Source organism: Rothia similimucilaginosa (assembly GCF_029850875.1).
Classification (GTDB): domain Bacteria; phylum Actinomycetota; class Actinomycetes; order Actinomycetales; family Micrococcaceae; genus Rothia.
In genome coordinates this window covers 193,936-207,467 of the sequence record NZ_JAOVAM010000002.1, presented here as the reverse complement: position 1 = coordinate 207,467, position 13,532 = coordinate 193,936, and the positions used below count along the sequence as shown (strand labels likewise).

The following is a 13,532-nucleotide window of genomic DNA, read 5'->3' as shown; positions in this document are numbered from 1 at the left end:
CTCGCGCGGGGAACATTCCATTGCCTCAGCCGCCGCCTTCATCTTCTTCGGCTCATCCCCGCCCGTGCGGGGAACATGCGCTGTTCAACACCGCCCCCGCAGCACTCCTCGGCTCATCCCCGCTCGCGCAGGGAACATCTACGCGCCATCGTCATTCAGTCCATCGGCGCCGGCTCATCCCCACTCGCGCGGGGAACATTGGTCGAACCCAATCTTGCCGTCAGAGGCCATCGATTCACCCCCGCTCGCGCGGGGAACACTTGAAAGCTCTGATAGGCGGCATGAAATGGTGCGGCTCATCCCCGCTCGCGCGGGGAACACACGAAGAAGGAGCCCAGGGGGTCTTCCGCGAAGGCTCATCCCCGCTCGCGCGGGGAACACTACGTTGGTTCCTATGGCTCTACCCCGGTCTTCGGCTCATCCCCACTCGCGCGGGGAACAGATGAGTGCGGACAGTTGCTCGTGACGCCAGCCCGGCTCATCTCCGCTCGCGCGGGGAACACGGGGAGCATGCGCGCCGGGGTACCGATGTAACCGGCTCATCCCCGCTCGCGCGGGGAACACAGCTTAGGCTTAGCGCTGGAGCAATGGCGCGGCGGCTCATCCCCGCTCGCGCGGGGAACACGCTCAATTCCAATCAGCAATCATCACCCTGGCAGGCTCATCCCCGCTCGCGCGGGGAACACGTGCACCGGAACCTGTAGCTGATGAGGAAACTCGGCTCATCCCCGCTCGCGCGGAGAACACGCGGCATACTCGTGCATGCGGGCGGCGGAGCCCGGCTCATCCCCGCTCGCGCGGGGAACACATCAATGAGATTATTGATCGCGGCATCACCAACGGCTCATCCCCGCTCGCGCGGGGAACACCAACAGAAGCAGCTCATCACGCAGGCGCTTCTAGGCTCATCCTCGCTCGCGCGGGGAACACATGAATAGCGGTAGCGCGCGGGTAATCGCGTTCGGCTCATCCCCGCTCGCGCGGGGAACACTTCACCCAGTTCTGGAACAGTGCCTTTAGGGTCGGCTCATCCCCGCTCGCGCGGGGAACACTTTCAGAAGGGTGGGCGGTCATTGGTGGTGGTGTCCGGCTCATCCCCGCTCGCGCGGGGAACACAAGAAGGGCAGCCACGCCCGCGTAGAATCCGACGGCTCATCCCCGCTCGCGCGGGGAACACATCGACATGTTAGCTCTCTTCCTTCTTCTTTGCGGCTCATCCCCGCTCGCGCGGGGAACACCTTCAGCTCGACCAGCTGCGCACACTTACCCGCGGCTCATCCCCGCTCGCGCGGGGAACACCTCGGGAATTTCGTCGGCACCCTCTTCGCCCCAGGCTCATCCCCGCTCGCGCGGGGAACACTGCGAAGCGCTTAGGTTGAGCCCCTCGGCTATCGGCTCATCCCCGCTCGCGCGGGGAACACGCAACCAACGAGTAGGTCTTGCCGTTCCCGCCCGGCTCATCCCCGCTCGCGCGGGGAACACTCCACAGTCGGCAGCACAATATCAGGCTTCGGTGGCTCATCCCCGCTCGCGCGGGGAACACACCGCACCCATGAACGTTTGGGATGGCTTCCGCGGCTCATCCCCGCTCGCGCGGGGAACACATTTTGATGAAATAATCGCCGTAGCGTCTGTACGGCTCATCCCCGCTCGCGCGGGGAACACTAACTTCTCCAATGCTAGGCGGCTCTTAACCGCGGCTCATCCCCGCTCGCGCGGGGAACACTGGAAGAGATGAAATCCAAGCTTGCATTAGGACGGCTCATCCCCGCTCGCGCGGGGAACACAGGAAGAAGAGGTTGCCGCTACTAGCGCACCGCGGCTCATCCCCGCTCGCGCGGGGAACACGACACAAGAAGCACCACAGTTTCATAGCGGAGCGGCTCATCCCCGCTCGCGCGGGGAACACTTGACGCTATTTCGTCGGCTTTCCGCTGGCTTCGGCTCATCCCCGCTCGCGCGGGGAACACTGAATTATCGTGCCCGCCTCGCGATTAACATTCGGCTCATCCCCGCTCGCGCGGGGAACACGTCATCGCGGAGGACGGCGCGTTCGTGGACGGCGGCTCATCCCCGCTCGCGCGGGGAACACCTCGTAGTAGTGATGGATACGGCGCAGGAATGCGGCTCATCCCCGCTCGCGCGGGGAACACAGGGCGGCATCAATCACGGGCCCCGGCTCGTACGGCTCATCCCCGCTCGCGCGGGGAACACGTCAGCAGCTCATTACTTGTCAGCGACCTTGTCGGCTCATCCCCGCTCGCGCGGGGAACACCTCGCATTGCCCATCACAGCGGTTAGCTCGGTCGGCTCATCCCCGCTCGCGCGGGGAACACGGTCTTCTTGTCGGTCATTATCGGTTTCCTTTCGGCTCATCCCCGCTCGCGCGGGGAACACGTGTGGCCTTTGATGTTGGCGATACAATTACGCGGCTCATCCCCGCTCGCGCGGGGAACACTGCCCGCTACCGACGCTTATGTCAATGCGTGGCGGCTCATCCCCGCTCGCGCGGGGAACACTAGCGGCATTAGTACGCCCCCCGTCCTAGCGCCGGCTCATCCCCGCTCGCGCGGGGAACACGCCTCTTCAGATAGGCGACGCATTGACCAGCTCGGCTCATCCCCGCTCGCGCGGGGAACACAAGCAACCACTAACTCAAACCGGGCGCAAAATCGGCTCATCCCCGCTCGCGCGGGGAACACTTTCAAGGCGTTCTGAATTGCGGTGTTCCGGTCGGCTCATCCCCGCTCGCGCGGGGAACACTAATGTGCCGGTCGTATGGCTCCGCTCCACCTCGGCTCATCCCCGCTCGCGCGGGGAACACTTAGTTTACCTGTGCCAGGCACTTACCAACTTCGGCTCATCCCCGCTCGCGCGGGGAACACTTGATGAGTGCCATGAGGCGGTTCAGGGTCCGCGGCTCATCCCCGCTCGCGCGGGGAACACCTGGGCTGGCCTCACGTCATGCGCAGACCACGCGGCTCATCCCCGCTCGCGCGGGGAACACGGCTACGAGGTTGTTCCACGTTACGGCGTGTTCGGCTCATCCCCGCTCGCGCGGGGAACACTCCCACGACGCACGCAGAGCAGAAACCTCAGCCGGCTCATCCCCGCTCGCGCGGGGAACACATACGGGCTGGGCGGGCGCCGTGCGTGAGCATCGGCTCATCCCCGCTCGCGCGGGGAACACTGGGATATGGCGATGCTCATGACCCAGCGCGCCGGCTCATCCCCGCTCGCGCGGGGAACACCTCGAAATCAAAGCCGAGGGCCTTCGTGCAATCGGCTCATCCCCGCTCGCGCGGGGAACACGCCTGGGTGCAGCTGAAAGCCGCCTTAGCGCTCGGCTCATCCCCGCTCGCGCGGGGAACACGATTATCATCAACCCGGGTTCTAACACACCGGCGGCTCATCCCCGCTCGCGCGGGGAACACGCGTTACCGTTCCGTTGAGGTAGCGGTGTAGCGGGCTCATCCCCGCTCGCGCGGGGAACACAACCGTGTAGCACTACGCCATGAGCGCCAGCACGGCTCATCCCCGCTCGCGCGGGGAACACATAATGGTGCTAATTCCAAATGGGCTAAATTCCGGCTCATCCCCGCTCGCGCGGGGAACACACTTGCTGACATGGGGCTTTACCCCCTACATCAGCAAAATAGAATCACTTTCGAGCCAGAGCCTAACTCCAGAATACACGATAACCAATTGCTCCTAACCCCGACGAGCACGGCGATACCTACTCGCCTTACTCCACCCAGACTTCGGCACAACTTTACGAACCACCGGACGATAAATCAGCTTCACACCCTCAAAATCGACAGGCTCCCAATCCGCATTATTCACCCGAAACTCAAGCCGCTGCTCATTATCCGCCGGAAACACCATAGTCGCACGACCAGTACCACCCGACTCCAACACACGCGCCCACAACTTCTCACGAATCCTAGCACTCACACGCCCCACAAACACCCCAGGATTAATCTCCAAAAGCCACCTCGTCAAATCACCACGAAGACTCACCGGACAAGCAGACAACACAATCACAATCATGACTCGTCTCCAGAGAAATTCGCACGCGCCGCAGTACCTCCCGTGTACTCATCCCACAAAAGCATCTCAGTACTATCAAGCATCTCCTCAGGAAGCTCTTCTGGCACCAACAAACGCTGAATATCCCGCACAACTCGCTCCATCACCTTCTCAGAGCGAATACGGTCACGCACCGCCCTACGCGTCACAGACCCAATATCCATCCCATCCGTATAGCCAGCAACCACCTCAAACGCAACAGGAATCGTAATCTCCGCCTTATACAAATCAGCAACGTCGTAGACAAAAGACCAAGAATTCCCGGTATGCACAAAACCCAGCCCAGGCGCACACCCCAAAGACACAATCGCCGCATGAACAATCCCATACAACGCAGCATGAGCAGCCGACAACGCCTGATTAATCGGTGACCCATCACCAAAATTATTCGGATCATACTCACGGCGCTCCCACGGAACACCAGTCCGCTCAGACCACTGCCTATACACAGAACGCACCCTAGCGCCCTCCCTGCCACGCAACTGCTGCATCGTCAGCTCACTCGTATCCTCACCAGGAAAACGCCACTGATACATCATGCGCGCCACAGCCAAACGGCTCCGCGTATTCGACACCAACTTCGCCTGAGCAATCAACAGATGCGAAGAACGCGCCACAGACTTACCGCTCGCATAATAACGAACCCCCTGCTCGCCAACCCACACCACCGTAGTACCGCACTCCCCCAACAAAGCCATCGCCTGATGAGTAATACGAGTACCCGGCCCCAACAGCAAAGCGCTCAAGCTCGCAGCAGGGCAATGAACCACGCCCTCTTCCTTCACAAACGTCACCGCACTATCAGCACGGGAAATCGTCGCATGCTCCACATACACAAAACTCAAACGGTCAGAACTACGAAACAGCTCAGACGAGCTCGGAGGAACAGCCCCCTGCATGATCTTCTCCTATTAACATCAGCGTGCCATCATCGGCACAAAAATATGAGTGAATAAAGAAAGGGCGGGGCACCATCACACAGAACAGTCCCCCGCCCTTCACCCGCATTACCTAGCGGGACAGAGGCGCCAACGTTAGAAGGCCCATGCCGTACGCCTTACCCCTGCCCATACCAGAGAGCAAAGACTGACGGAACAGCTCAACATCAGTGATGCGAAGAGCACCATCAAACTGAGCCTTACGGTGAGTCACCTTACCAACCTTGCCCTCAGCGTTACGACGGGCAAACGCAAGATCCTGACGAGAAGAAACCATCGGGCACTCCTCGACATCCTGACCTTCAACACTAGGAATTACTTCAAATCCCCACTGCGGAGCACGCTCACGAATCCACGCTTGCTGCTGGGTAACAGTCACGTGCGGGAACACCTCACGCTTACCCGTCTGCTGATTCGTATGACGCTTCACCGGGTTCGCGGCAAGGCGGAAAGCCCACTCCTGACCGTTCTCCAGCTTCGCCAGCAAACGACCATAATGAGCGCTCTCACCACGGCGATTATGCCATCCAGCCTGCTCCACAAGAGCCGAAAAATCAGGCTCCTCAGGGCTCAACATGTACAGAACCGGAGCATGCTGAAACTCATCCAAACGCCACAGAATACGGCTCTCAGAATAGTCCGTATCCGGCGGCAAAGTCGCCATCACAGCAGCATGCATCGCCTGCGGGCTACGCAACAACTTCCACGCACCACGACGCTGCGGATTAATCATGAAACGAGAAAAATACGTCATGCTTCCATCACCGCCTTCATATAATCAGGCTCAGAATCCTGGGCAGAAGGGCTCTTCGCAGAAGCCCCTTCCTCCCCGTTCTGTGCAAGCTGATCGTCCTTGATATTTACGAGAACAGGCTCAACCGACACAACCTCACGCGAAGCATACTGACGATGCTCCGAGCTGAAACTCACCGGAATATCCCGCACCAAGTCGCCACGTTCACCAGGCAACGCATCACGCAAGATGCGCAACGCTACCGGGCTCGGAAAATCCTTACGACGATACTCAGGAACCTGCCACTCCAACGAACGCAGAGCTTCCTCAGCTGACTCCTCACGGATACCCAGGACAAGGTCGTAGCTAGCCGGGCACGCACGTCGCCCAAGATACAGAGGATACACAGGCTTCTTCAGTGCAGATTCGATAGTCTCCAGCTGTTCACGTTCGCCTTCCAGAGCCACCACAAAAACAGCATCCGAAAGGTACATACGGGTCGAAAGAGAAGCCGCACCATTCGGGTTCTTAGCCCAGTTCTTAGCGGTCTGATAGTCACGAATCAGGGTACCCTGGGCATCCGTACGCACCGCAAACTTCAACGAAACCAGGTCATCAACCGGCTCGTTACGCGAGCGCCCCAGGGCTGCAGCGACCATTCCAATCACGCCAGACTTGCTCGGCTCATGCCCAGCATCACGGCGACGGAAACGGCTCTGAGTGCCCCATGACTGCAACGGCCCGCTCATCTTCAAGAGCAGGGTAGGCATTAGGACTCCTGAGAGGTGAGAGCAGTCAGCTGAGCTTCGAGGGACTCCAACAGACCCTTCAGAGAAACAGATTCGCCAAGACCAGCCAGTTCTTCCTTGAGGTCACCCAAAGCCAGAACATACGAAGCAACAGGCTTGTAACCGTACGCTTCTTCAATGTTCTTAGCCTCAGATGCGAGCGCACGGGCAGCAGCCACGCGGCGGCCCTCAACCTCGGTGATAGCCTTCTCGAAGGCGTTCACGTAGGAGATAGGACGGTCGTTACGAACGGTCACGATAACCGCGTCAGGCAGGGTGCGTGCGGCGAAAGAGTTCTGCTTACCGGTAGGCATGGAGTTGATGAAGGAACGGACAAACGCGAGGGTTGCCTCAACACTTGCAGAAGTATCACCCAGGTTAGCGTTCAGTGCATCCAGGTTGATGTTGGCGTAGCGGTAGAAGGTGCTTGCCGCCATCTCAACGGTGCCAATCATGCCCGCACCGGTAGCGTCATCCGAAGAACGAACGACGTCATCCACGGCGGTGTAGTAGTCGAAATCAGGCTCAGAGCCGTGAACACTCAGGGCGTGCGCTACCTGGCATGCTGCGTCAACGTTGAAGTCGGCAGCTTCTGCCAGCATACGACCAAAGAGAGCGATATCAACGCTGTGGTTGGTATCGAGGATTTCCTTAACATCCTTCGCAACAAGCTTCTCACCATTAGCATCAATAATTGCCTGTGCCAGCTTGTCAATCTGCTGGTTGCTCAACAGAATCAGGTAGCCAGAAACAGCACGGCCTGCTTCTTCGTCTTCCTTCTTCTTCGGCTTCTCCAGCTTAATCTTTGCCGCCTTGAAAGCCTCTACGACAGCCGCCTCAGCCTTCTCATCATCAAATTCGGGTGCAAGCTCCAAGATACGCGCCACTACCTTGTCAGCAACCAGGCGGGTACGTACGCCCAGCTTCGAGCGGTCGAGGTGCGACTCAAAATCGCGGCGAATAACGGACTTCCAAGCCTGGCTGGAAACACGCTGACGCTGAACGCCGCCAAAGAAAGCGGACTTGGGGCTGCCTGTGTCGTCACGGTTAATGTTCGACGGGGGCAGGGTCTGCAGGGCATGGATATCAACGAAAGTAGTCATGATTTTTCCTTCTTTCAGGAGTGATAGTTACTTAGTGGTTTTGTTCGCAACAGCGCGAACAGGGACGAGCCCGTAGGAGAAGTCACGGTTCCAGCGGTACAGAACCTTCTGCTGCGTCGTGGGGTTCAGAAGGTACATATAGTCAGTCGCGAATCGACCGTAGTCAAACGCAATACCTTCGGAACGGAGAAGAGTAATCAGGCTACGCAGGTAATGCTGGCGAGCGTTCTCCGTCTGAGCAGTCAGCAGAGAATCAAAACGCTTCTTCATCGAAGAAGTAGTCTGACTGACCAAGCGACCGACTGCCTGACCGAAAGAAACACCGGCAACATGCATAGGCTGATTCTGCGCCTGCTGGTGCAGAGCAAAAAGAGTCAAAGCAGTGTATGCAGCATTCTCCGCGTTACTCGGCTGGTCGCCCTTACCGCGGTACTCTTCGGGGATACCTTCAGTACCGTCTTCCTTCTCCAGGACGAATCCCCAAAGCTCAGGATGAGCCAAGGGCGGTTCACCCGTTCCCCGGCGAAGCTTCGCCAGCTGTGCAGTAGCAGACGAAACACCGCTACTCTTCTGGTGGTAAAGACGCATCACCTTTGCAGCAATAAACTGCTGCAGGTCATTCTGCGCAGTACGGTCACTCATTCGTGTCCTCCTGATGTGAGTGAGAGGTAGAGGCTTGATAAGCCAAAGGGATGATCTTACGCAGACGCGCATGGAGCTGCCGTTCTGCGTGAGCAACACTGTAAAGAACTTCGTTCCCGGAAAGATCCTTACCAAAGAAGCCAAGCATAGCCTTGGGGCCTGCACTATCAATAAGGATGTTCGATTCGTGCTGGATAGCGTTACGCACCAGACGCTGCCATTCTTCCTTCTTGACAGAGATGTCTTCTGCAGCCCCCTGATTTGCAAGCCAGAGGCGGAAAGACTCCTCCATACGGTTAAGTACGGCTTCGGTAGCATCTGCACGGAATTCATATTCCCGACCTGCGGCACGCAACAAATTACCCGCAAACTGCCCAAGAGCAATTGCCGCATCCATGGTTGACTGAATATTTTCACGCACCATCTGGGAGGCACTCATACCTTCATCAGTCAGCAGAGAAAGCTCAAGGGTCATCGAGTCAGAAATAATGTTCTCAATCACGGCGCTCTGGTTGCCGTATTCAACGCCCACCAGCTGAACCTGTACCTCCGCGTCGGTCGGGAAGTACCTTCCCGAACCCAACTGACGAATCACAGGAGCAGGCTTATTCTGCTTCTCCGATTCCGGGGTGAGACGAGTCAGCAGAGCATCAGCACCACGCCACAGAGTGCGTTCAGCCGAATGAGCCTGAGGCATCCACACCTGTTCGGTCTTCGACGACTGGTTCTTGCTGTAGCGATAACCCGTCAGAGGGTCAGTATAGGTATTGCGGTCAAACCACTTATCGCCGTTAGCAACAAGGACCGAAGTTACGCGCTCGCCGTCATGGTGTAGGCGGATGCGACGCGACTGCCAGGTCAAAATCTCGCACATACCGCTCGCAGGACCCGGCTCATCTTTATAAGCCGCGGCAGACCCTCCCGTATAGGCGCGGGGTGCAGCGGTATCAGGTTCAGCACGTTCCCATACCGGGAGGTCAAGAGCAAACGACTCATCATCAGTCAGCTGCTCATAGTCGAGGCTGTACAGCAGGGTTTCCATCATGTTGGCACCGTGAACAATCACCTTACCGGTGGTGCCGTACCAGCCAACGCCCAGAGGGTAGCCCTTACCGCCCTTAACACGGGGGTCACCCACTGCGCCAGATTTAATACCGGAATAGTCCCAGGCTTGAATCGTCAGCAGGTAGCGTGCTGCCTCGGCAAAGCTCAGAGAGTCCAAGGTCTTTTCAGCACGAACCGAGAAGTACTCGCTCTCCGAGTCCAAAAGCAAGCGGCTAACGGGTTTGGTGTCTCCCTTAGCCGTGTGCAAATCATGCACCTGCATAAAGGGGCGGTCACCGCCTACCAGCCAGAAACGGTCCTTGAAAATTTCAAGGTATCCCAGAACAGCAGTCAGGTTATTAGCGTCGGACTCACGCATCTGGCGAGTCCAAGGAGCCGCGCCACCAGAGCTCTTAACGCCTTCGCTAAGAAAAGTGGCGCGCGCAAAGATAATGAGCGCAACACTCAAGATTGCAACATCGGTTAGCGGATTATCCGTTTGAATTCGGTCAATCTCATACACCCGCTTGAAGAAATCATGGAGTGACAGCTCAGCAACCTCGCCCGTTTTCAGTCGAACCGGGATCCATGCTTCATCAACAAGATTGAAGCGGGGTTCTTCCAAGCTAGCCATTCTCACTCCTTTCATCATCGAAATCAGCTCACTGTCGAGTGACGAATGAGCAGTCATAAAAATGGTTTCTAGTCCACAATGGGAGTGGACCATTAATTTAGCCTTGTCAGGGGGCTCTTGGTGGGCCTCCAGTGGCTTGATAATTCCACTATAGGAGCACCAAGAAGGTTAAGTCAAGTAAATCTACCAATTTATTAATACCTTTGATATTTTTAAGGTGTAGAGTGAAACCAGACGCAATGGAAGCAGAATCCCCGCTAGCGCAGGGACCACATCAACCAATTTTATAAATACTGGCTCATCCCCGTCTGCTTCGGGGAACATACACCTCGCACCGCAGCGAGGTACGCACTAGTCTACCGTCTAAGGAGAATCATGGCACCCGCCCCTAAGTATCTTTCAACACCTGAAACGGCATCATTCTGGGCAAAAACAGGAGACAAGGACTCCCCCACCCGCGGTCTCTCCCTCGTCCAGCACATGCTCGATGCCGGTTCTGTTGCCGCCCGACTCTGGGATACATGGCTCGCACCCGGTCTGCAGAAACGATTCAGTGAGCATCTCCACCTTTCAATGGAAGATACGCGCGCGCTGGTATGCTGGCTCACCGCCACCCACGATATGGGCAAAGCAACCCCCGAATTCTCCGGGCAGCTCGATGCGCGACGCGACGAAAACCTCGCCGTGTACCGTCAGCGTATCGAGCAGCAGGACTTTGAGTTCCCCGAAGACCTTGTCACGCCTACTAGCAGCTTGCGATGCCCCCACAGCAAGTACAGCCAGAGCATCCTCATTCACCTGCTCACCAGCAACATTGAGGGCATATCGCGTGAAGTTGCTGAAACTCTCGCAAGCATCTCTGGCGCGCACCACGGCACACCCGCAGACTACCGCTCTAATTCAGCAGATCTAAGCAACGTCATTTTGGAGCGTCTCTCCCCCAAATGGCATGCCGCCTGGCAAGAACTCTACAACATCACTCTGGAACGCTTTGGCGCATCCTCGGCATTGCATCAGTTAGCACAGCGCGGACAGACTATCCCCGTCTCCGTGCAGTTCTGCATCACCGGTTTCGTCATCATGTCAGACTGGATTGCCTCAAACCCTGATTTCTTCCCCATGGGCACCTTTGGCTCAGCCGAACAGGAACAGCGAGCGCGCATTGGTTGGCAGACGCTCGGGCTTGAACAGCGCTGGATTGCCGCACTGGACACTAATCCCGATACCCCCGCAGCAGATCTTTACGCATCCCGTTTTGGGTGGAGCAACCCGAGCCTACGCCCCATGCAGGAAGTCGTAGTCAAAGCGGCACGCTCCATGCAAAGCGGCGGCATGATGTGCATCGAAGCACCCATGGGTCAGGGTAAGACCGAAGCCGGTCTCATCGCTGCCGAGTTCCTCGCACAGGCAACCGGTCGCACCGGCATAGCCTTCGCAGCACCCACCCAGGCGACTTCTAATGCCCTCTTTGACCGTGTTATCGAATGGGTGGAATACCAGACAAATAACGTGGCGCAAGAACACGGCGAACCTATTGAGCCGCACTCCATGTTCCTGGGCCACTCCAAGAACCGCTTCAACAAGTCCTACGAGGCGCTCTCCAAGGCAGATATTTTCGACGAATCCTTTACCCACGGGCGAGAAAATAATCGAAAAACGCTGCGTCCCGGAACGTCTCTCGCCCGGCACAGCTGGCTCAGCGGTACGAAGAAGGGGCTTCTCTCCAGCTTTATTGTGTGCACCATCGACCAAGTTCTCATGACCGCTCTGCAAGCACGGCATGTGATGCTCCGATACCTTGGCCTCGCTTCTAAGGTCATCATCATTGATGAGGTTCACGCCTACGATGCGTATATGAGCCGGTATCTTTCTGCTGCGCTCTACTGGCTGGGTCAGATGAATGCGCCCGTTATTCTCATGTCGGCAACCCTGCCGTCAGCTACTCGTGATGAGCTCATGAAGAGCTACGCCAAGGGTCTAAAGGTTGGAGCAGAACCGAACAAAGTAGCTGCTCCTGCTCCCCCATCACAGAATGACCTGATGGCGAAAATGAAAGCTCGACTCGCAGGTATTCAGGCAGCACCTAAGCCGGAAGCGTCCGAAGAACCCATCCTCGATCTGGATTACCCCGTTGTCCACACGCTCACCGCTGAGGACAACGGAACTCCCAAGAAATGGAAGGTTGAACAGCCCGTAGAGCAAACCGAAATCGAGCTGAAACTCATTGACGACAGCCCCGAAAGCGTCCTGAACGTACTCGAACCGCTCGCCAATGATCACGGATGCGCCGCAGTCATCTGCAACACCGTTGGACGAGCCCAGGAAATGCACGCATTTCTGAGTGAACAGTTCGGTGAAGAGCACGTCATCCTCACCCACTCTCGCTTTACCGCCACCCACCGTGCCGAGCAAGAAGAACTCCTCGTATCGAAGCTCGGCAAGAAGGCGCACTACAACGAAGCTGACGGGGAGGATTCTTCGCGCCCGCACCGCCTCATCGTGGTGGGCACGCAGGTCATCGAACAGTCGCTTGACCTGGACTTTGACGTAATGATTACCGACTTCGCGCCGGTCGACCTGGTACTTCAGCGCATGGGACGCCTACACCGTCACGATAGCCGCAGTAGCTCAGAACGCACCCCCGCATACCGCAAGCCGGTGTGCTACGTGCGAGGAATTGAAACTTTCGGATCACACGATGAGGCGCCCGATTTCCCGCGTGGATCTAAGGCAGTCTACGAGCCAATGATTCTACTCAATAGCTACGCGCAGCTACTCCCCCACTTCGACAGTGAACCGATTCGAATCCCTGCGGACATCAGTCCACTGGTGCAGAAGACCTACCAGGAAAATACGTCTACTGAGATTCCTAGTGCCTGGGCAGAAGTCTACGAGAGCGCCAAGCAGGAATGTGAGAAAGGTAAGGATCTAGCCAATGTCCGTGCTAAAGGCTACCTGCTCTGCGCACCTCATGGTGAACAGTACACCATGGCGGACTGCATGAAGAGTCTCCTCCAGTCCAACGACCAGCGATTCTCTGACGAGCAAATCGGCGAGGCAAAGGTTCGTGATACCGATTCCTCATTGGAGGTTATCGCAATCATTGTGGAACGGAACCAACCGGGCAACCCCAAGAGTGCGATTAAAAGCTACCGACTTTTGCCTTCCATCAACGGCACAGACGAGACTGATTCTCTTCGCTTTGACGCTTCAGCCGATGACCCGCCGACTTACTGGCAGAGCATGCAACTTGCGGCTTCATCGATTCGACTCCCCTACCAATACTCAGATGCACCCAACCACCGCATCGAGGGCGGAAAGCTCCGCTTCGATGCCGCACTCGACCAGCTGGAAAAGGAACGCATCGAAAACTGGCAGAAGTCATTCATGCTGGAGGGGCAGCTCATCTTGCCCTTCGAAGAGGTCGAAGCAGGCGTGTACTCATACAGGCTCTGCGATTACGAACTGGTGTACACCACCAAGCTAGGCCTGCAGAGCTTCAAGCTTGATAACGAAGACTAGCCAAGGCAAACAAAGACCCCCTCCGGATCCTCTCGTGGA

8 protein-coding genes and 1 CRISPR repeat array (1 of these 9 running past the window's edge) are annotated in these 13,532 nt (G+C 57.4%); of the genes, 1 reads left to right on the top strand and 7 read right to left on the bottom strand.

The annotated features are described in order from the left end of the window. A CRISPR array of direct repeats spans positions 1-3,617; the repeat unit is 29 nt; unit sequence CGGCTCATCCCCGCTCGCGCGGGGAACAC (it extends 74 nt beyond the left edge of the window). 94 nt (positions 3,618-3,711) lie between these two features. The 7 genes from cas2e to casA form a co-directional block, all read right to left on the bottom strand. Next, positions 3,712-4,050, bottom strand: a complete 339-nt coding sequence (gene cas2e, locus QFX05_RS02435) for a type I-E CRISPR-associated endoribonuclease Cas2e (RefSeq protein ID WP_279740621.1) — start codon at positions 4,048-4,050, stop codon at positions 3,712-3,714. Further along, entirely contained in the window at positions 4,047-4,988 is a 942-nt protein-coding gene (gene cas1e / locus QFX05_RS02430; protein WP_279740619.1) for a type I-E CRISPR-associated endonuclease Cas1e, read from the bottom strand. The genes cas2e and cas1e overlap by 4 nt, the downstream gene beginning before the upstream one ends. 112 nt (positions 4,989-5,100) lie before the next feature. Next, positions 5,101-5,781, bottom strand: coding sequence for a type I-E CRISPR-associated protein Cas6/Cse3/CasE (cas6e, locus tag QFX05_RS02425; RefSeq protein WP_279740617.1), 681 nt, complete (start codon positions 5,779-5,781; stop codon positions 5,101-5,103). Then, a complete protein-coding gene (gene cas5e / locus QFX05_RS02420) occupies positions 5,778-6,530 on the bottom strand; it encodes a type I-E CRISPR-associated protein Cas5/CasD (RefSeq protein ID WP_279740615.1) in 753 nt (250 codons plus the stop codon). Before cas5e ends, cas6e begins: the two co-directional genes overlap by 4 nt. Beyond that, positions 6,530-7,651: a type I-E CRISPR-associated protein Cas7/Cse4/CasC gene (gene cas7e, locus QFX05_RS02415; protein ID WP_279740613.1), complete on the bottom strand. Its 1,122-nt coding sequence runs from the start codon at positions 7,649-7,651 to the stop codon at positions 6,530-6,532. Before cas7e ends, cas5e begins: the two co-directional genes overlap by 1 nt. Positions 7,652-7,678: 27 nt before the next feature. Beyond that, positions 7,679-8,293 (bottom strand): type I-E CRISPR-associated protein Cse2/CasB, encoded by a 615-nt coding sequence (gene casB, locus QFX05_RS02410; protein WP_279740611.1) that lies wholly within the window; start codon positions 8,291-8,293, stop codon positions 7,679-7,681. Beyond that, complete coding sequence (gene casA, locus QFX05_RS02405; RefSeq protein WP_279740609.1) at positions 8,286-9,971, bottom strand: type I-E CRISPR-associated protein Cse1/CasA; 1,686 nt, start codon at positions 9,969-9,971, stop codon at positions 8,286-8,288. The genes casB and casA overlap by 8 nt, the downstream gene beginning before the upstream one ends. A gap of 375 nt (positions 9,972-10,346) precedes the next feature. On the opposite strand from casA, the gene cas3 reads away from it, so the two are divergent. After that, positions 10,347-13,493: a CRISPR-associated helicase Cas3' gene (gene cas3, locus QFX05_RS02400; protein WP_279740607.1), complete on the top strand. Its 3,147-nt coding sequence runs from the start codon at positions 10,347-10,349 to the stop codon at positions 13,491-13,493. Positions 13,494-13,532: the final 39 nt, after the last annotated feature.

Bases quoted from the DNA above. Each gene is read 5' to 3' on its own strand.
- cas1e (WP_279740619.1), bottom strand. From the start codon at position 4,988: ATGCAGGGGGCTGTTCCTCCGAGCTCGTCTGAGCTGTTTCGTAGTTCT.
- cas2e (WP_279740621.1), bottom strand. From the start codon at position 4,050: ATGATTGTGATTGTGTTGTCTGCTTGTCCGGTGAGTCTTCGTGGTGAT.
- cas5e (WP_279740615.1), bottom strand. From the start codon at position 6,530: ATGCCTACCCTGCTCTTGAAGATGAGCGGGCCGTTGCAGTCATGGGGC.
- casB (WP_279740611.1), bottom strand. From the start codon at position 8,293: ATGAGTGACCGTACTGCGCAGAATGACCTGCAGCAGTTTATTGCTGCA.
- cas3 (WP_279740607.1), top strand. From the start codon at position 10,347: ATGGCACCCGCCCCTAAGTATCTTTCAACACCTGAAACGGCATCATTC.
- cas6e (WP_279740617.1), bottom strand. From the start codon at position 5,781: ATGACGTATTTTTCTCGTTTCATGATTAATCCGCAGCGTCGTGGTGCG.
- casA (WP_279740609.1), bottom strand. From the start codon at position 9,971: ATGGCTAGCTTGGAAGAACCCCGCTTCAATCTTGTTGATGAAGCATGG.
- cas7e (WP_279740613.1), bottom strand. From the start codon at position 7,651: ATGACTACTTTCGTTGATATCCATGCCCTGCAGACCCTGCCCCCGTCG.